Origin of the sequence: Pseudomonas sp. MWU13-2105 (assembly GCF_023242315.1) — a bacterium.
GTDB lineage: Bacteria > Pseudomonadota > Gammaproteobacteria > Pseudomonadales > Pseudomonadaceae > Aquipseudomonas.
The window spans coordinates 29,944-55,479 of record NZ_JALLIY010000015.1 but is presented as its reverse complement, the minus strand read 5'-3'; the positions used below and the strand labels follow the sequence as shown (position 1 = coordinate 55,479).

General features: G+C 62.7%; 27 protein-coding genes. 16 read left to right on the top strand and 11 right to left on the bottom strand.

Annotated features, from left to right (window positions below; translation table 11 throughout):
- Positions 1-133: 133 nt before the first annotated feature.
- The 4 genes from uvrD to M5B96_RS21700 all read left to right on the top strand — a co-directional run bounded on the left by uvrD (position 134) and on the right by M5B96_RS21700 (position 4,466).
- Positions 134-2,317, top strand: coding sequence for a DNA helicase II (gene uvrD / locus M5B96_RS21715; protein ID WP_248799071.1), 2,184 nt, complete (start codon positions 134-136; stop codon positions 2,315-2,317).
- 103 nt (positions 2,318-2,420) lie between these two features.
- Positions 2,421-2,861: an EamA family transporter gene (locus M5B96_RS21710; RefSeq protein ID WP_248799070.1), complete on the top strand. Its 441-nt coding sequence runs from the start codon at positions 2,421-2,423 to the stop codon at positions 2,859-2,861.
- A gap of 191 nt (positions 2,862-3,052) precedes the next feature.
- A complete protein-coding gene (locus M5B96_RS21705; protein WP_248799069.1) occupies positions 3,053-3,922 on the top strand; it encodes a Tim44 domain-containing protein in 870 nt (289 codons plus the stop codon).
- A gap of 136 nt (positions 3,923-4,058) precedes the next feature.
- Positions 4,059-4,466, top strand: a complete 408-nt coding sequence (locus M5B96_RS21700) for an SMI1/KNR4 family protein (protein WP_017129371.1) — start codon at positions 4,059-4,061, stop codon at positions 4,464-4,466.
- A 129-nt stretch (positions 4,467-4,595) separates the two neighbouring features.
- Here M5B96_RS21700 and M5B96_RS21695 read toward each other — a convergent pair whose 3' ends face one another.
- Positions 4,596-6,359, bottom strand: a complete 1,764-nt coding sequence (locus M5B96_RS21695; protein ID WP_248799068.1) for a cation:proton antiporter — start codon at positions 6,357-6,359, stop codon at positions 4,596-4,598.
- 278 nt (positions 6,360-6,637) lie between these two features.
- Here M5B96_RS21695 and M5B96_RS21690 point away from each other — a divergent pair, with 278 nt between their 5' ends.
- A complete protein-coding gene (locus M5B96_RS21690; protein WP_248799067.1) occupies positions 6,638-7,123 on the top strand; it encodes an acyl-CoA thioesterase in 486 nt (161 codons plus the stop codon).
- Between the two features lie 98 nt (positions 7,124-7,221).
- On the opposite strand, the gene pdxY is transcribed toward M5B96_RS21690, so the two are convergent.
- Positions 7,222-8,094 (bottom strand): pyridoxal kinase PdxY, encoded by an 873-nt coding sequence (gene pdxY / locus M5B96_RS21685; protein WP_248799066.1) that lies wholly within the window; start codon positions 8,092-8,094, stop codon positions 7,222-7,224.
- A 114-nt stretch (positions 8,095-8,208) separates the two neighbouring features.
- On the opposite strand from pdxY, the gene M5B96_RS21680 reads away from it, so the two are divergent.
- The gene (locus M5B96_RS21680; protein ID WP_248799065.1) at positions 8,209-8,613 is read left to right on the top strand and encodes a DUF3301 domain-containing protein; all 405 of its coding nucleotides are present in this window, start codon (positions 8,209-8,211) and stop codon (positions 8,611-8,613) included.
- A gap of 176 nt (positions 8,614-8,789) precedes the next feature.
- Here M5B96_RS21680 and M5B96_RS21675 read toward each other — a convergent pair whose 3' ends face one another.
- Positions 8,790-9,776, bottom strand: a complete 987-nt coding sequence (locus M5B96_RS21675; protein ID WP_248799182.1) for a CobW family GTP-binding protein — start codon at positions 9,774-9,776, stop codon at positions 8,790-8,792.
- Between the two features lie 34 nt (positions 9,777-9,810).
- Between M5B96_RS21675 and M5B96_RS21670 the strand changes: the two genes are divergently transcribed.
- Entirely contained in the window at positions 9,811-10,161 is a 351-nt protein-coding gene (locus M5B96_RS21670; protein ID WP_248799181.1) for an NADH:ubiquinone oxidoreductase, read from the top strand.
- Positions 10,162-10,210: 49 nt separating this feature from the next.
- On the opposite strand, the gene M5B96_RS21665 is transcribed toward M5B96_RS21670, so the two are convergent.
- Complete coding sequence (locus M5B96_RS21665) at positions 10,211-10,861, bottom strand: DUF1826 domain-containing protein (RefSeq protein ID WP_248799064.1); 651 nt, start codon at positions 10,859-10,861, stop codon at positions 10,211-10,213.
- Positions 10,861-12,069 (bottom strand): zinc metallochaperone GTPase ZigA, encoded by a 1,209-nt coding sequence (zigA, locus tag M5B96_RS21660; protein ID WP_248799063.1) that lies wholly within the window; start codon positions 12,067-12,069, stop codon positions 10,861-10,863. Before zigA ends, M5B96_RS21665 begins: the two co-directional genes overlap by 1 nt.
- Before the next feature lie 201 nt (positions 12,070-12,270).
- On the opposite strand from zigA, the gene M5B96_RS21655 reads away from it, so the two are divergent.
- Positions 12,271-12,651 (top strand): glutamine synthetase, encoded by a 381-nt coding sequence (locus M5B96_RS21655; protein ID WP_248799180.1) that lies wholly within the window; start codon positions 12,271-12,273, stop codon positions 12,649-12,651.
- 92 nt (positions 12,652-12,743) lie between these two features.
- Here the strand turns inward: M5B96_RS21655 and M5B96_RS21650 are convergent, their stop codons facing one another.
- Positions 12,744-13,985: an N-acetylmuramoyl-L-alanine amidase gene (locus tag M5B96_RS21650; protein ID WP_248799062.1), complete on the bottom strand. Its 1,242-nt coding sequence runs from the start codon at positions 13,983-13,985 to the stop codon at positions 12,744-12,746.
- 127 nt (positions 13,986-14,112) lie between these two features.
- Here M5B96_RS21650 and folE2 point away from each other — a divergent pair, with 127 nt between their 5' ends.
- From folE2 to M5B96_RS21615, 7 genes are read left to right on the top strand one after another with little or no spacing between them, the layout of a single operon-like run.
- Entirely contained in the window at positions 14,113-15,009 is an 897-nt protein-coding gene (gene folE2 / locus M5B96_RS21645; RefSeq protein ID WP_248799061.1) for a GTP cyclohydrolase FolE2, read from the top strand.
- Positions 15,006-15,674, top strand: a complete 669-nt coding sequence (locus tag M5B96_RS21640; protein WP_248799060.1) for a metal ABC transporter ATP-binding protein — start codon at positions 15,006-15,008, stop codon at positions 15,672-15,674. Before folE2 ends, M5B96_RS21640 begins: the two co-directional genes overlap by 4 nt.
- On the top strand, positions 15,674-16,540 hold the full coding sequence (locus M5B96_RS21635; protein ID WP_412548639.1) for a metal ABC transporter permease: 867 nt from the start codon (positions 15,674-15,676) through the stop codon (positions 16,538-16,540). Before M5B96_RS21640 ends, M5B96_RS21635 begins: the two co-directional genes overlap by 1 nt.
- An 11-nt stretch (positions 16,541-16,551) precedes the next feature.
- On the top strand, positions 16,552-17,439 hold the full coding sequence (locus tag M5B96_RS21630; protein ID WP_248799059.1) for a metal ABC transporter substrate-binding protein: 888 nt from the start codon (positions 16,552-16,554) through the stop codon (positions 17,437-17,439).
- Positions 17,436-17,870: a phosphoribosyl-AMP cyclohydrolase gene (gene hisI / locus M5B96_RS21625; protein ID WP_248799058.1), complete on the top strand. Its 435-nt coding sequence runs from the start codon at positions 17,436-17,438 to the stop codon at positions 17,868-17,870. Before M5B96_RS21630 ends, hisI begins: the two co-directional genes overlap by 4 nt.
- Positions 17,867-18,427 carry a carbonate dehydratase gene (locus tag M5B96_RS21620; protein ID WP_248799057.1) on the top strand — a complete coding sequence of 187 codons (561 nt, stop codon included), beginning with the start codon at positions 17,867-17,869 and terminating at the stop codon, positions 18,425-18,427. The genes hisI and M5B96_RS21620 overlap by 4 nt, the downstream gene beginning before the upstream one ends.
- A gap of 2 nt (positions 18,428-18,429) precedes the next feature.
- Positions 18,430-19,767, top strand: coding sequence for a dihydroorotase (locus M5B96_RS21615; protein ID WP_248799056.1), 1,338 nt, complete (start codon positions 18,430-18,432; stop codon positions 19,765-19,767).
- Between the two features lie 32 nt (positions 19,768-19,799).
- On the opposite strand, the gene M5B96_RS21610 is transcribed toward M5B96_RS21615, so the two are convergent.
- Complete coding sequence (locus tag M5B96_RS21610; RefSeq protein ID WP_248799055.1) at positions 19,800-20,315, bottom strand: DUF3617 domain-containing protein; 516 nt, start codon at positions 20,313-20,315, stop codon at positions 19,800-19,802.
- Positions 20,316-20,445: 130 nt separating this feature from the next.
- On the opposite strand from M5B96_RS21610, the gene cls reads away from it, so the two are divergent.
- The gene (gene cls / locus M5B96_RS21605) at positions 20,446-21,885 is read left to right on the top strand and encodes a cardiolipin synthase (protein WP_248799054.1); all 1,440 of its coding nucleotides are present in this window, start codon (positions 20,446-20,448) and stop codon (positions 21,883-21,885) included.
- 50 nt (positions 21,886-21,935) lie between these two features.
- Here cls and cfaB read toward each other — a convergent pair whose 3' ends face one another.
- The 4 genes from cfaB to M5B96_RS21585 all read right to left on the bottom strand — a co-directional run bounded on the left by cfaB (position 21,936) and on the right by M5B96_RS21585 (position 25,198).
- Positions 21,936-23,120 carry a C17 cyclopropane fatty acid synthase CfaB gene (gene cfaB, locus M5B96_RS21600; protein ID WP_248799053.1) on the bottom strand — a complete coding sequence of 395 codons (1,185 nt, stop codon included), beginning with the start codon at positions 23,118-23,120 and terminating at the stop codon, positions 21,936-21,938.
- Between the two features lie 128 nt (positions 23,121-23,248).
- Positions 23,249-24,040: a DNA-binding domain-containing protein gene (locus M5B96_RS21595; protein ID WP_248799052.1), complete on the bottom strand. Its 792-nt coding sequence runs from the start codon at positions 24,038-24,040 to the stop codon at positions 23,249-23,251.
- On the bottom strand, positions 24,031-24,876 hold the full coding sequence (locus tag M5B96_RS21590) for a DUF692 domain-containing protein (RefSeq protein ID WP_248799051.1): 846 nt from the start codon (positions 24,874-24,876) through the stop codon (positions 24,031-24,033). The genes M5B96_RS21595 and M5B96_RS21590 overlap by 10 nt, the downstream gene beginning before the upstream one ends.
- Before the next feature lie 70 nt (positions 24,877-24,946).
- Positions 24,947-25,198 (bottom strand): hypothetical protein, encoded by a 252-nt coding sequence (locus M5B96_RS21585; RefSeq protein ID WP_177142990.1) that lies wholly within the window; start codon positions 25,196-25,198, stop codon positions 24,947-24,949.
- Between the last annotated feature and the right edge of the window lie 338 nt (positions 25,199-25,536).

The window sequence follows — 25,536 nt, the reverse complement described above, 5'->3', positions numbered from 1 at the left end:
CTGTAGCCGATGACTGACCGGTCGTCACAGCCGATCTTTTTATCTGCCGATGCCCACGCTCCTACAAGGGCCTGCGGCGCGCCGCTCAGCATTAGGGTTTGCCCGTCCAGGCCCGGCCCCCTAGAATGCGTCGATGCGCGATGATCTCTCCTTTTTGCTGAACTCCCTCAACGACGCCCAACGCCAGGCCGTAGCCGCTCCCGTTGGTCGTCAGTTGGTCCTGGCCGGTGCCGGCTCGGGTAAGACCCGGGTGCTGGTGCACCGTATCGCCTGGTTGATCCAGGTCGAAAACGCCTCGTCCCATTCGATCCTGTCGGTGACCTTCACCAACAAGGCCGCTGCCGAGATGCGCCATCGCATCGAGCAGTTGCTGGGCATCAGCCCGGCCGGCATGTGGGTCGGCACCTTCCACGGCCTGGCGCACCGCCTGTTGCGGGCACACTGGCAGGAAGCCGGCCTGAGCCAGACCTTCCAGATCCTCGACAGCGACGACCAGCAACGACTGGTCAAGCGGGTGATCCGCGACCTCGGCCTCGACGAACAGCGCTGGCCGGCACGCCAGGCCCAGTGGTTCATCAACGGCCAGAAGGACGAGGGCCTGCGCCCGCAGCATATCCAGGCCAGCGGCGACCTGTTCCTGGCGACCATGCGCAGCATCTATGAAGCCTACGAAGCCGCCTGCGCGCGCGCCGGGGTCATCGACTTCTCCGAGCTGCTGCTGCGCGCCCTGGACCTGTGGCGCGACCACCCGGGCCTGCTGGCGCACTACCAGAAGCGCTTCCGGCACATCCTGGTGGACGAATTCCAGGACACCAACGCCGTGCAGTACGCCTGGTTGCGCCTGCTGGCCAAGGGCGGCGACAGCCTGATGGTGGTCGGCGACGACGACCAGTCGATCTACGGCTGGCGCGGTGCAAAAATCGAGAACATCCACCAGTATTCCGCAGACTTCGCCGACGCCGTGACCATCCGCCTGGAGCAGAACTACCGCTCCACCGCCGGCATCCTCAAGGCCGCCAACGCCCTGATCGCCCACAATACCGGGCGTCTGGGCAAGGAATTGTGGACCGACGGCGGCGACGGCGAGGCAATCAACCTCTACGCCGCGTTCAACGAACACGACGAAGCGCGCTACGTGGTGGAAACCATCGAAAGCGCGCTGAAAACCGGCCTGGCCCGCAGCGATATCGCCATCCTCTACCGCTCCAACGCCCAGTCCCGGGTGCTGGAAGAGGCCTTGCTGCGCGAACGCATCCCGTACCGCATCTACGGTGGCCAGCGCTTCTTCGAACGGGCTGAAATCAAGAACGCCATGGCTTACCTGCGCCTGCTCGAAGGCCGTGGCAACGACGCGGCGCTGGAACGGGTGATCAACGTCCCGGCCCGTGGGATCGGCGAAAAAACCGTCGAGGCTATCCGCGAACACGCCCGCCACAGTGAGCTGTCGATGTGGGAGGCGCTGCGCCAACTGGTCGCCAACAAGGGCCTGACCGGACGCGCCGCCGGTGCGCTGGGGGGGTTTATCGAGCTGATCGAGGACCTGGCGGCGAAAACCCGGGAAATGCCACTGCACCTGATGACCCAGGTGGTTATCGAGCAGTCCGGGCTGATTGCCTACCACGAAGCGGAAAAAGGCGAGAAGGGCCAGGCCCGGGTGGAAAACCTTGAGGAACTGGTCAGCGCCGCGCGCAACTTCGAGGCCGCCGAAGAAGACGCCGAGCTCACGCCGCTGGCTGCCTTCCTCGGCCATGCGTCGCTGGAGGCCGGCGACACCCAGGCCGACGAGCATGAAGACAGCATTCAGTTGATGACCCTGCACAGCGCCAAGGGCCTGGAATTCCCCTACGTGTTCCTGGTGGGCATGGAAGAAGGCCTGTTCCCCCACAAGATGAGCCTGGAAGAACCCGGTCGCCTTGAGGAGGAACGCCGGCTGGCCTACGTCGGCATCACCCGGGCGATGCAGAACCTGGTGCTGACCTACGCCGAGACCCGCCGCTTGTACGGCAGCGAGACCTACAACAAGGTCTCGCGCTTCGTCCGCGAAGTGCCGAAGGGGCTGATCCAGGAAGTGCGCCTGTCCAACAGTGTCAGCCGACCGTTCGGCGGCGCCCAGGCACAAGTCAGCAGCAGCCTGTTCGGCGGCAGCGACATTCCGGACACCGGCTTCAGCCTCGGCCAGACCGTACGCCACAGCATCTTCGGCGACGGCGTGATCCTCAACTTCGAAGGCGCCGGCGCCCAGGCCCGGGTCCAGGTGAACTTCAGTGAAGGCAGCAAGTGGCTGATGCTCGGCTACGCCAAGCTGGAAGCGGTCTGATCGCGATGTTCATGCGTTTCCACGCCTGGCGTGGAAACGCCGTCCGCCAGCCTCGACACCACGCCATGTACTCCTAATCATTCAATCGAGGTCGCGACATACCATGGGCTCGAGCTTTTTTTCCTCGTGGACATTCTGGGCCCTGCTCTCGGCGACTTTCGCCGCCCTGACGGCGATCTTCGCCAAGATCGGCATCGACAACGTCAACTCGGACTTCGCCACCCTGCTGCGCACCATCGTGGTATTGGTCAGCCTGGCCTTGATTTTGTACGCAACGGGCCAATATCAGTCTTTGAGTACGATTTCCGCCAAGAGCTATCTGTTCCTGCTGTTGTCGGGCCTGGCTACCGGCGCGTCGTGGTTGTGCTACTTCCGCGCGCTGAAGGTCGGCCCGGCTTCGCTGGTGGCCCCGGTGGACAAACTCAGCGTGGTGTTCGTCGCCGTGATCAGCGTGCTGCTGCTGGGCGAGAAGCTCGACCTGCGCCAATGGGGCGGCATCGGCCTGATTACCGCCGGCGTAGTCATGCTGGCTCTCCGACGCTAATCAGGAACATTTCACTCAGCGTTTATCGACTCGTCTTACGAAACAAACGGTATCGGCGCATTGGCCTTTCATGAAACCTTCAGGTGGGGCATGGGAAGATCAGGCAAAAGCCGGAAACACTCTCGCGCTAGCCAGTAACATTTCACCTGTGCAGTATGGCGCGCGTGCACTCCACAAACGGGAATACCCTTATGCAACGTTTTCTCAGTATCGTCCTGGCGCTCTGCATCGGTCTGACGATGAGCCTCGACGCGAACGCCAAGCGCTTCGGCGGCGGCAAGAGCATGGGCTCTGCCCCGAGCCATCAAACCAGCCAGATGGCGCCTTCCGCCGGTGTCGGCGGTGCCGCCGCGACTGCCGGTGCCGCCGGTGCCGCGGGCGCTGCCGCCAAAGCCGGCGGTGCTTCGCGCTGGTTGGGCCCGCTGGCCGGCATCGCCGCCGGTGGCCTGCTCGCGTCCATGTTCATGGGCGGCGGCTTCCAGGGCATGCAGTTCTTCGACATCCTGATCATGGCGGTCATCGCTTTCGTGATCTTCCGCTTCATTGCCGCCCGTCGACGCAAGCAGCAGGAGCACATGGCCCCGGCCGGCGCGCCGTTCCAGCGTGAAGCATTCGAGCAACCGGCACAGCCGCAGAACGCGATCTTCGGTGGTTCCGCCCCCGTCGCCCCACGCCGCGTGATCAACGCACCGGCCTGGTTCAACGAGGAGCGCTTCCTGGAAGCCGCCCGCAGCCACTTCCAGGCGCTGCAGCAGCACTGGGATGCCAACGAGATGGACAAGATCGCCGAGTTCGTCACCCCGCAGATGCTGCAGTTCCTGAAACAGGAACGGGCGAACGAAGGCGACGGCTTCCAGTCCACCTACATCGAGAACCTGCACGTGCAGTTGGACGGCCTGGACGATCGCGCCGACAAGACCATCGCCACCCTGACCTTCAGCGGTGTGTCGAAAAACTCGCGTTTCGACCAGGGCGAAGCTTTCAGCGAAAGCTGGAACATGGAGCGCCCACAAGGCGACAACCAGCCTTGGCTGGTGGCCGGTATTCGCCAGAACGGCTGATCCACGGCTCGCTCTGAAAAAAGCTACAAAAACCCCGGACCTGTCCGGGGTTTTGCATTTCACAATTGTACTTTTTGCAAGCTACTGTATAAGACCCGTGATACGAACCGCGCCATAAAGCAAGAGGATTGAGGCCGTGGAAGAAGTCATTGAACAATTGCGTGAAGCCAACGAACCCGTGCCGGTGCCTTTGGAGTTGCCCGACGAGGATCAGTTGGTCGAAGTCGAAGAGGAGTTGTTCATCAACATCCCCTTCGTTTTCAAGGAATTCCTGCTGACCGTCAGTGATGTGGTGTATGGCAGCCTGGAGCCGGTGACAGTGACGGATCCGCAGTCGCACACCTACCTGCCCGATGTCGCCGCCAATGCCTGGGATTCCGGGGTGCCACGGGACCTGATCCCGATCTGCCAGGACGGTGACAACTACTACTGCGTCGAGGAAGACGGCACCGTGGTGCTGTGGTCCGGCGAAGAAGAGCTGATCACCGAGGAGTCCTGGGAGTCGGTATGGCACTGGGCGCGGGATGTCTGGCTGGAAAGCTGATCCGCCCATGTAGGAGCCGGCTTGCCGGCGATGGCAATCTCACAGGCGCCAAAGATCCATGGCCGTTTGGCCGCCTGTGGCGGATCGCGAGCAAGCCTGCTCCTACAGCGGCAAATCGGTGCCCGGGCCTCAGTGCCCCGCCGAATCGCCCTTCTGCTCCAGGGTCTCCAGCAAGGCGACCTGCATCCGCGTATGCACGCGCACAAACCATCGCCACAACAGCGCCGCTACCGCCGCCGCTACCACTGCGATCAGCACCAGTAGCTCGCTGGTCGGCAGAATGCTCGCCGACAGCGCCGACAGCAGCAGGAAAATCACCAGCAGCGACAGCAGCGGAATCACCTCCGCGATCACCCGCCGGACCCGCTGGGTGTGCCGCCCCGCCACCTCGGCCTTGACCCCCATCTCCGCCAGCAGCATCGACAGCGCCTTGAGCTTGCGGTACGCCGCGATCAGAAAAGGCAACGACAGCAACAGCGCCCCGCCCCAGATCAGACCTTTGTGCCAGCTCGGCTCATTGATCCAGTCGGCCAGATAATCGGCAATCGGCGCCGCGAAGAAGCCCCCGGCAAGGAAGATCGCCATCACCAGCGCCAGGTTGACCCCCACCTGCAACAGAATCCGCCGGATCATCGCCGCCAGCAGCGCGCCTTCGCCCTGGGGCTGGATGCTGCGTAGCCATTCGCCGTAGAGGCCGAACACCCGCGCCAGGCGCCGTGGCATCACCGCCGCCAGCTTCAGCGATAGAGGATCCGCCGCGCGGATCAGATAGGGCGTCAGCAGCGTGGTGATCACCGAGACCGCCACCGCCACCGGATAGAGGAAGTCACTGGTGACCTGCAGGGTCATCCCCAGTGCCGCGATAATGAAAGAGAACTCGCCGATCTGCGACAACCCCATCCCCACCCGCAATGACGTCCGCCCATCATTACCGGCAATAAACGCCCCCAGCCCGCAGGAGAGCATCTTGCCCAGCACCACCGCGACGCTGATCACGGCAATCGGCCAGGCGTAATCGAGGAGGATCGCCGGGTCGATCATCAAGCCGATGGCGACGAAGAAGATTGCGCTGAACAGGTCGCGAATCGGCTCGATCAGGCGCTCGATCTTCAGCAACTGACGGGACTCGGCCATGATCGCGCCGATCAGGAACGCCCCCAGGACCATGCTGTATTCCAGCTTGACCACCAGCAGGCAGAAGCCGAAACACAGGCCAAGCACAGTGATCAGCAGCATTTCGTTGCTTTCGAAGCGGGCGACGTAGGCCAACACGCGTGGCACCAGCAGGATGCCGACCACCAGGGCAACGATCATGAACAGCGACAGCTTGCCCACGGTGGAGAACACTTCACCCGAACTCACCGTACCGCTGACCGCGATGCTCGACAGCAAGGCAATGATGCCGATACCGAGGATGTCCTCGACGATCAGCACGCCGAAAATCAACTGGGCAAAGCGCTGGTTCTTCATCTTCAGGTCATTGAGCGCCTTGACGATGATGGTGGTCGAGGAAATCGCCAGGATCGCGCCGAGGAACAGCGAGTCCATGGTATTCCAATCGAACCAGCGGCCGATTTCGTAGCCGATCCAGATCATCAGCACGATTTCCAGGAACGCCGCGATAAACGCCGTGGCCCCGACCTTGAACAGCTTGCCCAGGCTGAACTCCAGGCCCAGGCAGAACATCAGGAAAATCACCCCCAGTTCGGCCAGGGTCTTGATGGTGTCTTCGTCGTGGATCAGGCCGAACGGCGGCGTGTGCGGCCCGATGATAAAGCCGGCGAGGATGTAGCCGAGTACCACCGGTTGCTCGAAGCGATGGAAGAGGATGGTCACTACACCGGCCACCAGCATGATCACGGCCAGGTCCTGGATAAAACTGATGGCATGCATGACGTGGCGCTCCTTGCTGTTCGAAAAGCGGCCATGGGACAGCCTTTTGAGCTGTCAGCAATCACCGCTCCTGCTGTGAGAATTTTCTATGGCATGGCTTTCTGAAGGTTAACACCGCGACTTCCGACAAAAAGCCGGTGCAATATGTAGAAACAGATCCCTTGAAGCGTGACGATGGCCCGATCGACGGCGTCCCGTTATCGAGTGTCTGTGAAAATGAAGGAAGCGCCCGTAGAGGCGCCTGAGCCAATCCCTGCCTACCCAACCGCGAGCGTGCTATGGAACCCGGAAATGCCCAGCTGTCGATGACTGTTTTGATGACCCCGGACATGGCCAACTTTTCTGGCAATGTCCACGGCGGCACCCTGCTCAAGTACCTGGATGAAGTGGCCTACGCCTGCGCCAGCCGTTATGCCGGCCGCTATGTGGTGACCCTGTCGGTGGACCAGGTGATTTTCCGCGAGCCGATCCATGTCGGCGAACTGGTGACCTTCCTGGCCTCGGTCAACTACACCGGCAACACCTCCATGGAAGTGGGCATCAAGGTGGTGACGGAGAATATTCGCGAGCGTTCGGTACGCCACACCAATAGCTGCTTCTTCACCATGGTCGCGGTCGACGACCAGCGCAAACCGGCCGCCGTGCCGCCGTTGCAGCCACATAGCAGCGAGGACAAGCGTCGCTATGTGCAGGCACAGCAGCGCCGGCAGATTCGCCAGGAGCTGGAGAAGCGTTACCAGGAAATCAAGGCCGACGGTCCTTGATCGAAGAGAAACCCAGGACCCGTAGAGCCAGCCCGGACTGAGCACGCTCACTCCGGGAACGGTACTTGAGTGTGGGAGCGCACTGACCGCTCGGCCGATCAGAGGCTGATCGACTCCGCCTCGAACCGTACCCGCGGATGCGCGATGCGGTCCTGGGCCCGCACCAGTTCCAGCTCGTAGCTGGCGCAGGCCTGGGTTTCCAGCAGCACCTCATGCACCGCCGAGGCAGCAAACTCGAACGCCGCCACCAGGCTGTCGCCCAGCAGCACCCGCGCCAGGAACAGCCCCGAGGTCAGGTCGCCGACGCCCACCGGCTGCTTCGGGAAGGCCAGCAAGGGTCGCCGCAGGTGCCAACTGCCCTCGGCGGTCACCAGGAGCATCTCGAAACTCTCCGCCGACTTGCCCGGATAAGCCAGGTGCTTGACCAGCACCGCCTTCGGTCCCCGCGCCAGCAGGCTGCGGGCCATGGCCAGGCAATCGAACAGGGATTGCGGCGAGCGTCCGCAGAAACTGTCGAGCTCAAGCTGGTTGGGGCAGAGAAAGTCAGCCATGACCGCCGCTTCTTCCAGCAGGAAATCACTGACCTCGGTCGGCACGCTGCAACCTTTCTCCGGGTGGCCCATCACCGGGTCGCAGAGGTACAGGGCATTGGGGTTGATCGCCTTGATCCGTGCCACACCGCCTAGGATCGCCCGGCCCTGGGCCGCGCTGCCGAGGTAGCCGGACAACACCGCATCGCAGTTGCCCAGTTCACCGATGGCGGCGATCCCCTCGACCAGTTCGGGAATCCGCTGCGGCGCCAGCACTTCGCCCGCCCACTGCCCGTATTGGGTGTGGTTGGAGAACTGCACGGTGTTCAGCGGCCAGACATTGACCCCGACGCGCTGCATGGGGAAAACCGCCGCACTGTTGCCGGCATGGCCGAAAACCACGTGGGATTGAATGGCGAGCAGATGGGGAGTGCGTTTCATTCCGTATTCCAGAAAGGCCAGTGGATTCAAGCCGCTGAGTATGCGACTAAACGGAGCCTGTACGACAGACCGGGGAGCCAGTTAAGCTGAGCTGACTTTGTTGGAGTGGCGTTCATGCTGACCCTCGGAAATATGTTCGTGCTGATGTTGCTGGCGACCGGTGCTGCCTGGCTCTGGCACAACCATGGCCTACGCGAGCGAGCGCTGGAGCGGGTCAAGCAGCACTGCGCCAAGCTCGACATCGAGTTGCTGGATGGCAACGTCGCCCTCAAACGCATCGGTTTTGTCCGCGACGCCCACGGCCGGCGCCGCCTGGCGCGGATCTACAACTTCGAGTTCACCGTCACCGGCGAGCAGCGCCACGCCGGGACCATCACCCAGTTCGGCGCCCACAGCGCCCATATCGAGCTGGCACCCTACCCGTTCGAAGCCAAGCCGCCCGTGCATAGCGCCGAAGTGATCGAATTGAGCCAATGGCGCCAGGATCATGGCAAGGACCACACCAATTCGCGGCGCTGAAAACGCCCTGGTGACCTTGTCGGCATTGGTTTGCCCTTGATTGCACGGCAAGATTGATTGCCGCCATCGCCGGCAAGCCGGCCCCCACAAAATACGGTTTCACCGCAATATATCATCAGGCCCGAAACCTTATGGGAGCCGGCTTGCCAGCGGTGGCAATGTCACATTCACCGTTGTCATCCCGACAAACGACACTGCGCAACTCCCGCCTTTAGCCACTCGATTTCCTGCTTTTCCCCGAAGATCAGCTCAATACGCGAATCCCGCCGCCATTCGCTGGGCTGCCACCGCACCACCGAGTTATCCACAGCATTGGCGGAAACCCAGCCGCCCGGGCTGTGGATAACCAATTTGGCCCGCAACCAATCCAGCCCGGACAACCAGCGCTGGAGTTTTTCCGTATCGAAGCGCTGGCTCGGGTGCCAGCGCCAGCCGATGCTCCAGTTGCCGTCCTGGGCGTGGTCCAGGCAGATCGGTTGCGCCGGATCGGTCCAGATCGCGGGCAATGGGGCATTGACCGGCGTGCCTGCGGAGGGCGCGATATCACTATAGGTGTGAGCCTGCTCGCGATGAGCATTATCCAGGGCGAGCAACTCAGCCAACGGCAACACCCCCTGCTCCGTCCAGCGCACGGGCCCTGCAGGCAGCCGGGCCAGCACCCGTTGCCGTTCAACCTCGTCCAACCCTTCAGACTTGTTCAACAGCCGCAGCCCCGCCAACCCAAGCGCTTCCTGCTGCGAATCCGGCAACGGCTTGCCCGCCGCCAGGGCCTGGGCATCCAGCACCAGCACGCAAGGCTGCAACGCCAGGACTCCCAACCAGGGCGGCTCGGCCAGTTGCTTGAGAATCTGCACCGGATGCCCCAGCCCGGAGGGCTCGATCAGCAACCGATCCGGCCGCGCCTTGCGCAACAGTCGCGTCAACCCGACCTGGAACGGCGCGCCGTTGACGCAACAGACACAACCGCCGGCCACTTCCCCCAGTGCGATACCATCGTCGCCCAAGGTCAGCAGCGCGGCGTCCAGGCCGATCTGGCCGAATTCGTTGATCAGCACCGCCCAACGCTCGCCCTCGGGCTTTTGCGCCAGCAGTTGCCGAATCAGAGTGGTCTTGCCCGCGCCCAGTGGGCCGGCGATGACATGGGTGGGAATGTTCTGCAACATAGAGGGCCGATGATCTGAAAGAGATGAAAGCATGATGCGCCTGATCTGCCTGGCGTTGCTGTTCGGCTCTGGCCAGGTGCTGGCACAGGCCTGCATGGTGCATAGCCATGGGCAGCGGCTGGACGTCAAAGTCTGCCAGGAAAACATCAATATCCCGGCCAAGCTGTTCAGCGACGGCTTCTGCCAGCCGAACCTGCCGGGGCAGAAAGTCGAGGTCGAGTACGTCGAGCAGTGCCCGGGCGGTTCGTTCGGCGTGTGCGGCAACGCGCAAGTGGCCAATATGCCTTATCGGCAGAGTATCCACTATTACGGCGTGGCGACGGACGCGGCGTATCTCAAGCCGTTTTGTGAAAGTCAAAGCGGCGGACAGTGGCAAACCCCATAACCACGGCTATCACTGGTCCCAATGCTCCCACACTTCAGAGAGTACCGGATCAGGCCAGCCAATCCAGGGTCAGGATCAACCGCCGTTCGCCCTCAGACAGCGGCGGCGAACGGTGCACCAGGCCAAAGCCTTCGTTTCCATGCCAACGCTCACCCTTGAGCAGCGCCACCGCACCGCTGTCCACCTGCTGGATCAACTCAGGCTCATCCGGCTCCGCCGCCGCATTGCCCAACAGCCGACGATCGATCGCCCCTTCCGCCAGCCACTGGCTACCCACTCCCGCGTAGGTGCTGATCAAGCGCACCGGCACATGATCAACGTGAAAACGCGGGCACATGGCCTTGTCCAGCACCCGCAAACGCAAGCCGATCCGCCGCGCACCGAGCAGGCAGGCATAGGCACTGACCAACCAGGACAGGTCGCTCAGAAAACCTTCATAACCCTCCAGGTCACCAAAACCCGAGGCCAGGCCGTGCAGATTCGGCAGCGCCTCGTCATCCGCCATCTCCAGGCTCAGGGATTCGGCCAATGGCTCGTCCAATGACAACAACAAGGTCGCGAAATCGGCAATATGCCCCGGCAACCGACGCTGCCAGACCGCCAGGTTGACGCCCTCGTCGAGAATCTCGCCCAGCACCGTCGGCGCTTCGCCCTGCACCTGTCGAATCGTCGGCAAAGCCTTCCAGCGTGGCGCCAGCATCAGGCGGCCTCCTCTTCATGCCAGGCACCGAACGGGTCGGGCAACGCGCTCCAACCCTCGACCCCCAGGGCCATTTCCTCATCGCTCAACAGGCAGCTATCCAATCGCGCGGCCAGCTGCGCGAAGTCGATGTTCTGCCCGATAAACACCAGTTCCTGGCGGCAATCGCCGGTTTCCGGCGTCCAGTGCTGCATGATCGCCGTGACGCTTTCCTGATCCTGCGGCCACTGCGGTTTCGGCACAAAACGCCACCAGCGTCCGGCGAAACCATGGCGCATCAAGCCTCCGGCCTGGGACCAACTGCCGGCCTCCTGGTACTTGCTCGCCAGCCAGAAGAAGCCCTTGGAACGCAGCAGCTTGCCGTTCACCCAGGGCCGGTTGATGAAATCGAAAAAACGCTCGGGATGAAACGGCCGCCGTGCCCGGTACGCCGTCGAGGCGATCCCGTATTCCTCGGTTTCCGGCACGTGCTCGCCGCGTAGCTCCTGCAACCAGCCCGGCGCCTGGGCCGCGCGCTCGAAGTCGAAACGACCGGTGTTGAGGATCTTCGCCAGGGGGATCTCGCCCATCACCATGGGAATGATTTCCGCCTGGGAGTTCAGGCGCTGCAGAATCGCCATCAACTCCAGGCGTTCGCTGCTGCTGATCAGGTCGATCTTGCTGATCAGGATCACATCGGCAAACTCGATCTGCTCGATCAGCAGGTCGGTGATCGAGCGCTCATCCTCCTCGCCCAGGGTTTCGCCACGGGAGGCGAGGCTTTCGGCCGCTTGGTAGTCGAGCAGGAAGTTCATGCCATCGACCACCGTGACCATGGTATCGAGCCGGGCGACATCCGCCAGGCTCTGGCCGCTTTCATCGCGGAAGGTAAAGGTCTCGGCCACCGGCAGCGGCTCGGAGATGCCGGTGGATTCGATCAGCAGGTAATCGAAACGACCGTCACGGGCCAGCTTTCCGACTTCCTCCAGCAAGTCTTCGCGCAAGGTGCAGCAGATGCAGCCATTGCTCATCTCGACGAGCTTTTCCTCGGCGCGGTTGAGGCTGACGTCGCGCTGGACTTCGCTACCGTCGATATTGATTTCGCTCATGTCGTTGACGATCACGGCCACCCGCAGGTTTTCGCGATTACGCAGCACGTAATTGAGCAGGGTACTTTTACCGGCACCGAGAAAGCCGGACAGCACGGTCACGGGTAGACGTTGGGTCATGGGGTTTTCCTCATCAGGTCGGCCGGGTCAAAGCGCCCGTTTATGGCGTTCGCGCAGCTCTTCAGGTTCTTTGGCTTCGATGCACATCGGGTCCGCGATTTATTTAATGTTATATTATAACAGTACAAATAATCCAATCCCCGCTTGCTCGCCACGACGAAGGGCGCAATGCTGGCGTTGATCCCGTTGCCGAGAATGCCGATGCGTACTGCCCTGAACTATCTGCTGCCGATCCTGTTGCTGGTGGCGGCGAACGCCCAGGCCCAAGTGCCGGCCACGTCCCAGACGAGCTGTACCCGCAGCGCCAACCTGCTGGCGTGCAAAGATGCGCTGGGCAACGCCTATGGCGTCGCCACCGAGGGCAAGACGATTTACCTGCAGGGGTTTGAAGTGATCGGCAAGCGCTACTGGGCGCAGACCAGCAGTCGCTATGGGCAGTTGACGTTTTTCACCGGGATAGCTTCGGATGGTGAAGCCTGGGTCGGTTACAGCCGACGGGTGGGCTGGACCACCCAGAACCGTTTTTCCAGTTCAGGCGGGTTGAGCAAGAAGTTTGTCTGCGACCGGATGGTGGGGTGCTAAGCCCCTGTGGTGAGGGGCAATAGTTAAGCCGAACGCGGTTTTCTGGCGAGCGGGTTTGTCGGAACGCCACAAGGGGGAATCCTGCCGCCCCCTTAAACCTGCCCTTCCTGCACCTGCTGTTGCTGCCAAGCGATATAGCTGTCCGCCGGCGGGTTCTTCTCGAAGTAACGCTTCAAACCCTCGAACAACCCATCGGCAACCGCCTGCTGGTGCCGCGCCGTGACCAGCCGCTGGCTATCGCGGGCATTGGAGATAAAGCCTGTCTCTACCAGGATCGACGGCACATCCGGCGACTTCAGCACCGCGAACCCCGCCTGTTCCACGCGCTTCTGATGCAAGGTGGTGATGCCTTCCAGGCTGCCCAGCACGCTATGCCCCAGTTGCAGGCTGGAGGCGATGGTGGCGTTCATCGACATATCGAGAATCACCCCGGCCAACATCGGGTCCTTGTCCTTGAGGTTGAGCAGGCTCTGCGCCCCCAGCAGGTCGGCACCGTTTTCGCGCTGGGCCATGAACCGCGCCGTGGTCGACGTCGCGCCACCTTCCGACAGGGCGAACACCGACGCCCCCGAAGCGGTAATACGCGGCGCGGCATCGGCATGCACCGAGATAAACATGTCGGCGTTGTTCTTGCGGGAGAACTCCACCCGCTTGCGCAGGGGCACGAAGAAGTCGTCGTTGCGCACCAGGCGTACATCGAAGCCCTTCTCACGCTTCAGGCGCTTGGCCAACAGTCGGCCAATGGACAGCACCACGTCTTTTTCGCGTTCGCCCTTCGAACCCAGCGCCCCCGGGTCCTTGCCGCCATGGCCAGGGTCGACCACCACCATGATGTCGCGCTTGCGATGGGCTTTACCGCTCACCTCTTCATGCCGCACAGGCGGCGGCGCGACGACCGCCGGTGCCGCCGCCAGGGCCGAAGGCGTCATGGTGGCGCTGCCTTTGCTGGTCAGGTCGAGCACCAGGCGATGCCCCTGCGCGCCCTCGGGCGGCAACAGGAAGCTGTTGAGCTGAACCGGGCCGGCCAGGTCGAGGACGATGCGCGTATCGCCCTGGCCAAAATGTCCGGAACGGATCGAGCGGATCACCGTGTTGCCCAGCGCCAACTGGCGGAAATCCCCGGTGAGCTTGGCACCGCTCAGGTCGATGATCAGCCGCTCGGGCGCAGTCAGGGAAAAGGTCTTGTATTGAATCGGACCACTGAGGTCCAGCACCAGCCGCAGCTTGTTGCCATCGCGCCACAGCCGCGCATTCCGGATCTGCGCCGCCGACAAGCCGAACGGCAGCACGACCGAACCAGCCAATAAAAAGTTGAGCAACTGACGTCTATGCATAACAGGTACCGCAGATAAGGGAGCGTCCGTACTCGTTGTCGCTGTGTAAAGCCCCAGCAAAAAAGGCATCGTCGACTGATTAGTTATAATATAACATGTCATTTTACCCTCGACGATGGACCTGCTCATGAATGCGTTGACGCTGCCGGATATCGCCGCGCAGTCATCCCGGCAAGCCTTGCCCCTCGAGTGGGTGGGCATGTGCGGCATTGCCCTGCCAGTCTCGATTGACGGCCACCGTCTCGGTGCCAAAGCCGATGCTGGCGTCAGCCTCGACGATGGCGAAGCGCGGGGTATTCATATGTCACGTCTGTACCTGGCCCTGGAACGACTGGAGCAGGACGACCTGACACCCACGCTGATACGAGGAGTATTGCAGCAATTTCTCGACAGCCACGACGGACTTTCCCGCAACGCCTACCTACGCATCCATAGCGATCTGCTGCTCAAACGCCCGGCGTTGGTCAGTCCGCTGGCCGGTTGGAAAACCTACCCGGTCAGTGTTTTAGCCGAACTGAAAAACGGAGTGTTCCACGTGGAACTAAAAATCGACGTGGTCTACTCCTCAACCTGTCCGTGCTCGGCAGCCCTCGCCCGGCAGTTGATCCAACAGCAATTCATCACCGATTTCGCCGACAAGCCCCTGGACCGGAGTGACATCCTCAACTGGCTTGGCGGTCCGCAAGGCGTCGTCGCCACACCTCACAGCCAGCGCAGCATTGCACAATTGCAGATTCGCCTGGATGAAAAAACGTGTCACTTTCCCTTCGAGGCCTTGATCAACGAAGCCGAGGCTGCCCTCGGCACCGCCGTGCAGACCGCAGTGAAACGCGCGGACGAACAGGCCTTCGCCCTCGCCAATGGCCAGAACCTGATGTTCTGCGAAGACGCCGCACGCCGTCTCAACCTGGCGCTCAAACGTTCCAACGCGGTCAGCGCATTCCACTTGCGGGTGGTCCACGCCGAAAGCCTGCACGCCCATGACGCGGTGGCCGAGAGCCGTTGGAACTGGAGGCCGGCATGATCCGTTGCCAAGGCCTGCGCTGGGGCGCCCCGGGCCAGCCCCTGACTCCCGCCGTGGATTTCGAACTCCCCGCCGGCAGCCTGACCGCCGTGATCGGGGCCAACGGCACCGGCAAGAGCAGCTTGTTGAAGGTCATCGCCGGGCTGCAAAAACCGATGTCCGGTAAAGTCATCCTGGATGTTCCACGGCGCGGCAGCCTGTCGTTCCTGCCGCAGCAACAGCATCTGGACCGCCAGTTCCCCATCAGCCTGCAAGAGTTGGTGGCCGCAGGATTCTGGGGCGTCAAGCAAACCCCGCAGCAACGCAGCGAACGCCTGCAAGCCGTGCTGGAAGACTGGTGCCTGGCCGGCCTCGAACAGCGCCCGTTGATGGCCTTGTCCGGTGGTGAGTTGCAGCGCGCCTTGCTGGCGCGAATGAGCCTGGCCGAAGCACCGATCCTGCTGCTCGACGAGCCTCATGCCGCCCTCGACGAGGATGGCCAGGCCCTGCTGTGGAAACACATCCACACCTGGCACGCCGCGGGTCGCACCCTGCTGGTGGTCTGCCATGACCTCGCCGCCGTGCGCGAACACATTCCCAGCGCCTTGCGGATCAAGAACAGCGGCTGCGTCCTGGCGCCCAGCAAAGAGCTGATCGTGCAACAAACCATTACGCAGGTGGCCTGATGTTGATGTTCACCAGCCACCTGTGGCAACCGTTCCAGGATTTCGTCTTTATGCGCCGGGCATTGATCGGCGGCCTGGTCCTGGCCTGTAGCACCGCGCCACTCGGGGTGTTCCTGATCCTGCGGCGCATGAGCCTGATCGGTGACGCGGTGGCCCACGGCATATTGCCGGGCGCCGCCCTGGGCTTCTGGATCGCCGGCCTGAGCCTGCCGGCCCTGACCCTCGGCGGCCTCGGTGCTGGCATGGGTATGGCCGGGCTCTCGGCCTGGATCACCCGCCGCACCGGCCTGCGCGAAGACGCCAGCCTGGCGGCGATCTACCCGATCTCCCTGGCCAGCGGCGTGCTGATCCTCGGTATCGCCGGCAAGCGCCTGGACCTGCTGCACCTGCTGTTCGGCTCGGCCCTGGCGGTGGACGGCCCGACCCTGACCGGCATGCTCTGGGTCTGCGGCATCAGCCTGGGGTTGATGGCGCTGATCTATCGCCCGCTGCTGCTGGACACCCTCGACCCGCTGTTCCTGCAAACCGTCAGCCGCCTCGGCCCCCTCGCCCACGGGGTGTTCCTGACCCTGGTGGTGTTGAACCTGGTGATCGGCTTCCAGGCCATCGGCGCGCTGATGGTGGTCGGCCTGATGATGCTGCCAGCAATCGCCTCGCGCTTCTGGAGCCGCAACCTGCCGCTGCTGATGCTGATCGCCGCGCTGATCGGCTGCATCTCGGTCACCTTCGGATTGTTGCTGTCGTTCTACTACTCGCTGCCCAGTGGCCCGGCCATTGTGCTGGTGGCCGGCGGCTTCTACCTGCTGTCCGTGATCTTCGGTCCGGTGCACGGCTTGCTGCGCCGCCCGCCCTTGCCATCCCAATGAGGTGTCACCCGATGCGTGCTTTACTCGTGCTGTTCAGCTCCATGCTGGCCTTGTCGCTGAACCTGTCCACCGTCCAGGCGGCCGACAAACTCCCGGTAGTCGCCAGTTTCAGTATTCTCCGGGACATCACCCAGCAGATCGGTGGCGATCATATCGCCGTGATCGGCATGGTCGGCCCGGACGCCGATGCCCACACCTACGAACCGACGCCGGATGACGCCAAGGCCCTGCTCAACGCCAAGCTGATCGTCAAGAACGGCCTGGGCTTCGAACCCTGGCTCGACCGCCTGGTGACCAGCACCGAGACCAAGGCACCCGTGGTCACCGCCAGCAAGGGCGTGATCTCCCACACCATGGTCGACGACGGCGAAACCATTCCCGACCCGCACGCCTGGCACAACCTGGCCAACGCCAAACTCTATGTGAACAACATCACCCAGGCGCTGATCAAGGTCGATCCGGCGAACAAGGCCGACTACACCCGCAACAGCCAGGCCTACCTGAAGGAGATCTACCGTCTGCTGGCCGAAGCCAAGGTCAAGCTCGGCAACCTGCCGGCCGGCAACCGTCGCATCGTCACCTCCCATGACGCCTTCGGTTACCTGGGCCAGGCCTACGGTATCCAGTTCATGGCGCCACAGGGCCTGTCCACCGAACGCGAGCCGTCCGCCGCCGAAGTCGCCACGCTGATCACCCAGATCCGCAAGGACAAGGTCAAGGCCGTGTTCATGGAAAACATCAAGGACGCCCGCCTACTGCAACAGATTGCCGACGAAAGCGGCGCGCAGATCGGCGGCACCCTGTACTCCGACGCCCTCGCCGCCGAAGGCCCGGCCAGCACCTTTACCGGCCTGTTCGAATACAACATGAACACCCTGCACGCGGCGCTGAGCAAATGACCTTGCGGCGCCCCTTGTCGATGCTCGATCTGGAGAGCGCCGCCCTCGGTAGCCGCTGGCCTCTCGCGGCGGTGCTCGATGCACTGCCGTGGAACAAGGACGGACTGATAGCCGCGATCACCCAGCAACACAATAGCGGCGAAGTGCTGATGCTGGCCTGGATGAACCGCCAGGCCCTCGGCGAAACCCTGGAGAGCGGCCAGGTCTGCTACTGGTCACGCTCGCGCGGGCGCCTGTGGCGCAAGGGCGAGACTTCCGGACACCGCCAGTACCTGGTCGAGGCACGCCTGGATTGCGATGGCGACGCCGTGCTGCTGCGGGTCGAGCAGCACGGCCCGGCCTGCCACACCGGGCGCCCCACCTGTTTCTACAACGCCATTCATGACGGCGAGGTACACATCATCAGCGCCCCTCAGGAGAACGTTTCATGATCCGCAAGAATCCTTCCGGAGACCTGCCCTTGATCGCCGAGTCCGCCTATGTGGACAAGACCGCGATCATCTGCGGCAAGGTGGTCATCGGCGAAAACGTCTTTGTCGGCCCCTATGCGGTGATCCGCGCCGACGAAGTCAACGCACAAGGCGAGATGGACCCCATAGTCATCGGCGCCAACTCGAATATCCAGGACGGCGTGGTGATCCACTCCAAATCCGGCGCGGCGGTGACCATCGGCGAGTTCACGTCAATCGCCCACCGTTCCATCGTCCACGGTCCCTGCACCGTCGGCGACCGGGTGTTCATCGGCTTCAACAGCGTGCTGTTCAACTGCGCGGTGGGTGACGGTAGCGTGGTCCGGCACAACTCGGTGGTGGACGGCCGCGACCTGCCGCCGGACTTCTACGTGCCCTCCACCACCCGCATCGGCCCGAGCACCGACCTGGCGCAATTCCCTCCGGTAAGTGTCAGCGCCTCGGAGTTTTCCGAAGACGTGGCGCGGACCAACGTTGACCTGGTGCGCGGCTACAAGGCCCTGCAAAACGAGTTCTGAACATGAGCAGCCTGCTGATCCGCAATGCCCGCGTGGTGAACGAGGGCCGAGAGTTCGACGCCGATATCCGGGTCATCAATGGCCGGATCGAGACCCTAGCCACGCAGATCCACAACGCCAGCGCCGACCTGGAAATCGACGCCGCGGGTCAATGGCTGCTGCCAGGGATGATCGACGACCAGGTGCATTTCCGCGATCCCGGCGCACCGACCAAGGGTAGTTTCCACTCCGAGTCACGGGCGGCGGTGGTGGGCGGCATCACCAGCTACATGGACATGCCCAACACCCAGCCCGCGACCCTGACCCTCGACACCCTGGCCGACAAGCAGCGCCGGGCGGCACGACACTCGGTGGCCAACTACGGCTTTCACTTCGGTGTCAGCAACGACAACCTCGACACCGTCGCCGCCCTCGATCCGACCCGCGTGGCCGGGGTCAAGGTGTTCATGGGCGCGTCCACCGGCAACATGCTGGTGGACGATCCGCGGGTGCTGGAGCAGCTGTTCGCCGAAGTGCCGACGATTCTCCTTGCGCACTGCGAACACACACCGACCATCAAGGCCCGGGAAGAAAACCTGCGGGAACTGCTCGGCGGCTCTGTTCCGCCCGATGCACACCCATTGATCCGCAACGCCGAGGCCTGCTATCGCTCCTCGTCAATGGCGGTGGAGCTGGCCCGGCGCCATGGCACACGCCTGCATGTCCTGCACCTGACCACCGAACGGGAACTGGCGCTGTTCGAGAACAAGCCCCTGGGTGAAAAACATATCAGCGCCGAAGTGTGCCTGCATCACCTGCTGTTCGACGACCGCGACTACCCGCGCCTGGGCAACCTGATCAAATGCAATCCGGCGATCAAGCACCAGTCGGATCGCGATGCCCTGCGCGAAGCCTTGCTCGGCAACCGCCTGGATGTAATCGGCAGCGATCACGCACCGCACACTTGGGAAGAAAAACAGCGGCCCTACAGTGAGGCGCCCTCCGGACTGCCGCTGGTCCAACATGCGTTGCCGGCACTGATGGAGCTGGTGGCCGGGCGGGTGCTGCCGTTGACCACCCTGGTGGAAAAGACCAGCCACCGGGTCGCCGACCTGTTCGCCATTCCCGACCGCGGCTACCTGCGCGAAGGCTACTGGGCCGACCTGGTGCTGATGAATCGCGAGCCGCTGCCGCGACCGGTGAGCACCGAGCCGATCCTCTCGCAATGCGGCTGGACGCCCTTCGTCGAGCGACGTTTCCGCCATTGGGTCAGCACCACGGTGGTCTCCGGCCAGGTGGCCTGGCATGCCGGAAGAATCCACGACGCCTGCCAGGGCCGGCCCCTGCACTTTCTCCGCTAATCAGTACCACCGCCCGATCGACGCCCCCCTCATCAGGTGCGCGGTTTCACCGGCCCGCAATCCTGTCCCATCCACACCGCCCGGGTTTCCATGCTGCCGTTCTGCTGAATGCCGGTGGCATTGAAGGTACCGCTGACCTTGGTGCTGAATTCGCGGTCACTGACAAAGTGCGCCACGCCGGCACCCTGGGCCTTCGGACAGCTGAAACGGAATTTCCAATCCGGCCCGTTGCGCTCGGTGACCTGCTGCTGGCAACCCGATTGCGGATCGGTCAGCGGAATCGACTCGGAGGCCACCTGTTGCGGTGTCAGGCACACCCGCACGCCCTCGCCGCCCAGATTGATCCCCTGCTTCTCCAGCGCCGCGCGCTGCTCCGGGGTGGTGTTCTGCTTCAGCACGCCCATGAGCATGCCGACATCCAGCTGTTGGTTCTCGACCTGCACATTGCTGGAGGTCAGCTCCCACAAACCCGGTTGCAGCACCTGCGCCTGGGCAACGGGAATCATTGAGCCAAGGACAAGGGCCAGGCCCGGCAGACGAAGGTTCATCAAGTAGCTCCTAGAGAATGGTTCGTCTTAGACGTCAAAATCATGCGGGGGTTGCGTCAAGAATTAAATAGCGACAATAACAGTGGAACATGGTCTGTTAGAGATCGATAACGCCTGAGCAGGATCGCCCATGGATTATTTTGGCCCACACCTTTTCGCCTATCTGATTGCCCTGATTCATTCCCTTGGTCTGATCGCCGCCATCCACGCCGTGTTGACCGTGCGCACCGCCCAAGGCGCGATTGCCTGGGCCCTGTCGCTGATGTTCATCCCGTACCTGACACTGATTCCCTATCTGGTCTTCGGCCGCAGTACCTTCGACGCCTACATTAAGGCCCGGCGCCAGGCCAACGTGGAAATGCGCAAGGCCATCGCCGACCTGAACTGGCGCCCCTGGGTCGAGGAGGCCCTGGCCGCCCGTAGCTCCCAGGCCTATGCCTCGTTGCGGGCCATGCCGAAACTGGGGCGCATGCCCTGCCTGGCGAATAATCAGGTACAGCTGCTGATCAACGGTGAAGCCACCTTCGAGGCGATCTTCCAGGCCATCGACCAGGCCCGGGAAGCGGTGCTGCTGCAGTTTTTCATCATCCACGACGACCAGCTTGGCCGACGGCTGCAGGAAAAACTCCTGGAAAAGGCCGCCGAAGGCGTGGCGGTCTATGTGTTATACGACCGGATCGGCAGCCATGCCCTGCCCCACACCTACGCCGATACCTTGCGCGAGGGCGGCGTGCAGATCCGCGCGTTCGCCACCCGCAGCGGCTGGCTGAACCGCTTCCAGGTGAACTTCCGCAATCATCGCAAGGTGGTGGTGGTCGACGGCCTGGTGGGCTTCGTCGGCGGGCATAACGTCGGCGACGAGTACCTCGGCGCCACGCCGCCCCTGTCGCCCTGGCGCGACACCCATGTACAGGTGCGCGGCCCGGTGGTCGCCTGCTTGCAGGAATCATTCGCCGAAGACTGGTTCTGGGCCTCGCGCAAATTGCCACCGCTGATCCTGCCGGAGTCCTACCCGGACGACGGCGTACTCTGCCAGTTGCTCGCCAGCGGCCCGGCCGACCCGGTGGAAACCTGTTCACTGTTCTTCGTCGAAGCCATTCATGCGGCCCGGGAACGGGTCTGGATCACCAGCCCCTACTTCATCCCCGACGAAGCGGTGTTCGCCGCCTTGCGCCTGGCGGTGCTGCGCGGCGTGGATGTGCGCCTGCTGCTGCCGTCACGCCCGGACCACCGCATCGTCTACGCCGCCTCCAGCCTGTACGCCTTCGAAGCGGTGCGTGCCGGTGTACGGGTGTTCCGCTACCGTCCCGGCTTCCTGCATCAGAAGGTGGTGCTGGTGGACAACGAAATCAGCGCCATCGGCAGCGCGAACCTGGACAACCGCTCGTTCCGGCTGAATTTCGAAGTGATGTTGCTGACCGTGGACGAAGCTTTCGCCCGGAAAGTCGAACAGATGCTCGAGCAGGACTTTGCCCTGGCCCGTGAAGTGGCCAAGGACGAAAGCCGCAAAACCCACCGCCTGCAACAGCTCGGCATGCGGGTCGCACGGTTGATCTCGCCCATCCTCTAGAGATGAACCTCAACGCAGGCACTGCCTGAGGCAGTGCCTGCGCGAGGGAGTCAGCGATAAAGATCGTCGCGGGTCCAGGGCAGGTTGTGGCTGCCATCGGCGAAAGCTTTCACCGCCAGGATCTGGTGCAGGTTGATCCAGCCTTTTTCGAAAGCGTAGGCACAACCGGCCAGGTACAGCCGCCAGATCCGCAGGGCCCGTTCCGGCACTTCGCGGCCCGCCGCCTCCAGGTTGTTTTCCAGGCGCAGGCTCCACTGCTCCAGGGTTCGCGCGTAATGCAGGCGCAGGCTCTCGACATCGACCACTTCCAGCCCGGCCTCGCTGATTTCAGCGGTGATCATCGACAGGTGCGGCAACTCGCCATTGGGGAACACATAACGATCGATAAAGTCGCCGGCACCACGTCCCACCGGACGTCCGTCGGTGTGCTTGGCGGTAATCCCATGGTTCATCACCAGGCCGCCTTCGCGCACGGCGCCGAACAGGATCTCGCAGTACTGCTTGAGGTTGGCGTGGCCGACATGTTCGAACATGCCAACGCTGACCACCTTGTCAAAACGACCGTCCTGGGGCAGGTCACGGTAATCGAGCAGTTGCAGGTCGACCTTGTCCTGCAGGCCCTCGGCGGCCACCCGCTCCTTCGCCAGCGCCAGCTGTTCCTTGCTCAGGGTGATACCGAACACCTTGACCCCGAACTCCCGCGCCGCATAGCGCGCCAGCCCGCCCCAACCGCAGCCGACATCCAGCAGGTACTCGCCGGGCTGCAGGCGCAGTTTGCGGCACAGGTGGCGAAACTTGGCTTGCTGGGCTTCTTCGAGGGTCGCGTCGGCGCTTTCGAAGTAGGCGCAGGAATAGACCATCTCGCGGTCCAGCCAGAGCTGGTAGAAGGCATTGGAGAGGTCGTAATGATAGGAGATGGAAGCGGCATCGGTGGCCTTGTCGTGGGCCAGGCGCGGCGGCGGGTTATCCCCCTCATCCTCCAGCAATGCCTGGCTCAACTCATCGCAGACCCGCACGACTTCGCTGATCGGTCCTTCGAGCTCCAGCTTGCCTTCGACGAAGGCACTGCCCAGCAGGTCCAGCGTGGGATGGGTGAATTGCGCGACCAGTTGTGGGTCCTTCACAACGATGGTGACACTGGGCGTTGGCCCGAGATTGATTTCGTGGCCATCCCAGAGTCTCAGGCGAAGCGGTAGCTGAAGATTCTGTAAGGCCGGTGGAAGTTGCGCGAGCATGAGTTATCCCCCTTGTTTCAGACGTCTGAATTAAGGGTAGCGCATTCACGGAAACTGTCAGCCTATTGAGATAATAGACTCGAACTATGGGTTTTGCCCGACAGCGCTGCTGGCGGAAAAGTGCGGTTTCAGGGAGTCCGGACCCGGGAAACCAGGCCGTCGTTCACCCATTGCTTGAGCCAGCCGGCCGCTTGCAAGGGCGCCCCCTCTCCCAGACTGAGCGCCAGCTCGGCGCACAGTTCGGCGAAACTCCAACCGGCCTGCAGCATACCGTCCAGGGCCTGGGCTTCGGCCGGTTCAAGGCTGCGGTAGTGGCAAACCAGGCCGGCACGCCAGACCAGGCAGACCTGGGGCCGTTCCAGTTCGAGACTGACGGGGAATTCCGTTTCGGCCTTCAGCGCCCGCCACATCGCCAGGCTGTTGAACCGGCCTTCGAGCCGCTGGACACTGGGCAGCCGCGCCAACCGTAGCGTCGGCCAGGCCTCGGCGGGCAAGGTGGCCATGGCCTCCAGGGTCAGGGGCTCGCCCGGCAAGGCATCGAAAGCCAGGGTAAAGGCCCACTCCAGGCGAATCAGCTCCGCCAGGGGCTCACTCTGCTCCGGCACCAGATGGCGCAGGACAAACGCCTCAAAGCCGGCGCCGAGCCAGCGCAGGCTGTAATGGGACGAGGGGCATTCACGTAGATAGGCGGCAGTCAGCGCGTCGAACTCATCGTCACCCAGCCAGTTCCAGACCGTGGGAAAGTCGCCGCGCAGGGCTTCCTGCAAACGCGCACGGTAGGCATTGTGGTAGATGGCCAGACCGGTTTCGACATCCAGGCTCGGCCCACCGATCAGGCTGGCGCCCAATGCTGCTTCGGCGCTGGTGTCCTCCCCCAGCAGGTAACGCTCAAAGGCCAGCTGCCAGTCCTTCAGGCGCATAGCGACCTCCGCGCCAGGGCAACGCGAGCCAACTCGCGGGCCTTGTCCAGTTCGTCCACCAGCTCAACCAGCGGCGGGAAGTGATCGTCGCGCTCCAGCAGGGTCGCCACCGGGCCCAGGTGTTCGAGGGTCCGCTGATAGAGCTCCCAGACCGGATCGCAGACCGGATGATCATGGGTGTCGATCACGTAGTCGCCATAATCGGCATGCCCGGCCAGATGCAATTGCCGGATCTTGCGCGCGGGCAGGCCCTGGATGAAGGTCCAGGGATCAAAACCGTGATTGCGCCCACTGACATAGACGTTATTCACGTCCAGTAACAATTCGCAGTCGCTCAGGCGGCTCAGGGCTTCGAGAAACTCCCACTCGGAAAACTCATCGGAGGCGGCGCGCACGTAACTGGAGACGTTCTCCAGCACCAGTGGCTGTTGCAGCACGTCCTGCACCTGGCGGACCCGGGCCGCGACGTAGTACAGGCTTTCTTCGGTGTAAGGCAGCGGCAGCAGGTCATGCAACTGATGAGCGTTGCCGCGGCTCCAGCACAAATGGTCGGAAATCCACGCGGGATTGACCCGCCCGGCCAGTTGCTTGAGTTGTTTGAGGTAGTGCATATCCAGTTCATGCGGGCCGCCGATGGACAGTGACACGCCATGCATCACCAGCGGATAACGCTCGGCGATGGCATCCAGGTAATACAGCGCCTTGCCACCCTGGACCAGGTAATTCTCGGAAACGATCTCGAACCAGTCCACCGTGGGTGACTGCTCGAGGACTTCCTGGTGATAGTGACTGCGCAAACCCAGGCCATAACCCAGGCAGGGACGGGAAGCGGACATACTGGACTCCTCGCTGAAGTGTCCGCAGCGGCATGGAAGGCCGGCCGCTGCGGGAGCACTCGGTTGCGGCTTACTCGCCGACTTTGCCACCGGCTTTGTCACAGGCCGACTTGGTCATGGCCTTGAAGCCCTGGCCCTTGCAGGAACCCATGCCTTTGCAGGCATGATCCTTGGTCTTGCAGTCGTTCTGGCCTTTGCAGGCGTTGACGCCATAGCAGTGAACCTGGGCATCGGCAGCAGACGCCTGGGTCACGACACCGGCAAACATGGTAGCGGCGGCGAGAGCGAGTGCGGCACCGGCAGCGGCGGTTTTGATCGACATGGTTCTTATCCTCGAAAATGCATCAGGGGTATCGGTCCGAACGGAATGTTCAGTCTCGACATGGCACTAGAGAGCGGTCGATGCCGGCTGTTACAGCCCCTTGCAGATTTTTTTGAAAATCGTCCTCAGCCCCCTCCTCCCCCTCATCGACCGGCTGCTCTTGTCAGGGATGGCCCGCTGAAGTATCGCGTTACTACATAACAGAAGTTCCCTGACAATGAATAATCAAGGCATCGCCTGAACGCTGTAACCCGTATATGAATTAACCCAACAATGCGGAAAGTACTGACATTGATTTATCTGATATCCGACTGTTCGAAACACTCAGAAAAATTACC

Coding starts and splice junctions, on each gene's coding strand:
- M5B96_RS21590 (WP_248799051.1), bottom strand. CDS start 24,876: ATGTCCGCTTCCCGTCCCTGCCTGGGTTATGGCCTGGGTTTGCGCAGT.
- M5B96_RS21610 (WP_248799055.1), bottom strand. CDS start 20,315: ATGAACCTTCGTCTGCCGGGCCTGGCCCTTGTCCTTGGCTCAATGATT.
- folE2 (WP_248799061.1), top strand. CDS start 14,113: ATGAATGCGTTGACGCTGCCGGATATCGCCGCGCAGTCATCCCGGCAA.
- M5B96_RS21690 (WP_248799067.1), top strand. CDS start 6,638: ATGGAACCCGGAAATGCCCAGCTGTCGATGACTGTTTTGATGACCCCG.
- cfaB (WP_248799053.1), bottom strand. CDS start 23,120: ATGCTCGCGCAACTTCCACCGGCCTTACAGAATCTTCAGCTACCGCTT.
- cls (WP_248799054.1), top strand. CDS start 20,446: ATGGATTATTTTGGCCCACACCTTTTCGCCTATCTGATTGCCCTGATT.
- M5B96_RS21665 (WP_248799064.1), bottom strand. CDS start 10,861: ATGCTGGCGCCACGCTGGAAGGCTTTGCCGACGATTCGACAGGTGCAG.
- M5B96_RS21675 (WP_248799182.1), bottom strand. CDS start 9,776: ATGTTGCAGAACATTCCCACCCATGTCATCGCCGGCCCACTGGGCGCG.
- M5B96_RS21670 (WP_248799181.1), top strand. CDS start 9,811: ATGCGCCTGATCTGCCTGGCGTTGCTGTTCGGCTCTGGCCAGGTGCTG.
- zigA (WP_248799063.1), bottom strand. CDS start 12,069: ATGACCCAACGTCTACCCGTGACCGTGCTGTCCGGCTTTCTCGGTGCC.
- M5B96_RS21710 (WP_248799070.1), top strand. CDS start 2,421: ATGGGCTCGAGCTTTTTTTCCTCGTGGACATTCTGGGCCCTGCTCTCG.
- M5B96_RS21620 (WP_248799057.1), top strand. CDS start 17,867: ATGATCCGCAAGAATCCTTCCGGAGACCTGCCCTTGATCGCCGAGTCC.
- M5B96_RS21695 (WP_248799068.1), bottom strand. CDS start 6,359: ATGCATGCCATCAGTTTTATCCAGGACCTGGCCGTGATCATGCTGGTG.
- M5B96_RS21630 (WP_248799059.1), top strand. CDS start 16,552: ATGCGTGCTTTACTCGTGCTGTTCAGCTCCATGCTGGCCTTGTCGCTG.
- M5B96_RS21640 (WP_248799060.1), top strand. CDS start 15,006: ATGATCCGTTGCCAAGGCCTGCGCTGGGGCGCCCCGGGCCAGCCCCTG.
- M5B96_RS21650 (WP_248799062.1), bottom strand. CDS start 13,985: ATGCATAGACGTCAGTTGCTCAACTTTTTATTGGCTGGTTCGGTCGTG.
- M5B96_RS21705 (WP_248799069.1), top strand. CDS start 3,053: ATGCAACGTTTTCTCAGTATCGTCCTGGCGCTCTGCATCGGTCTGACG.
- pdxY (WP_248799066.1), bottom strand. CDS start 8,094: ATGAAACGCACTCCCCATCTGCTCGCCATTCAATCCCACGTGGTTTTC.
- M5B96_RS21680 (WP_248799065.1), top strand. CDS start 8,209: ATGCTGACCCTCGGAAATATGTTCGTGCTGATGTTGCTGGCGACCGGT.
- M5B96_RS21615 (WP_248799056.1), top strand. CDS start 18,430: ATGAGCAGCCTGCTGATCCGCAATGCCCGCGTGGTGAACGAGGGCCGA.
- hisI (WP_248799058.1), top strand. CDS start 17,436: ATGACCTTGCGGCGCCCCTTGTCGATGCTCGATCTGGAGAGCGCCGCC.
- M5B96_RS21595 (WP_248799052.1), bottom strand. CDS start 24,040: ATGCGCCTGAAGGACTGGCAGCTGGCCTTTGAGCGTTACCTGCTGGGG.
- uvrD (WP_248799071.1), top strand. CDS start 134: ATGCGCGATGATCTCTCCTTTTTGCTGAACTCCCTCAACGACGCCCAA.
- M5B96_RS21585 (WP_177142990.1), bottom strand. CDS start 25,198: ATGTCGATCAAAACCGCCGCTGCCGGTGCCGCACTCGCTCTCGCCGCC.
- M5B96_RS21655 (WP_248799180.1), top strand. CDS start 12,271: ATGCGTACTGCCCTGAACTATCTGCTGCCGATCCTGTTGCTGGTGGCG.
- M5B96_RS21635 (WP_412548639.1), top strand. CDS start 15,674: ATGTTGATGTTCACCAGCCACCTGTGGCAACCGTTCCAGGATTTCGTC.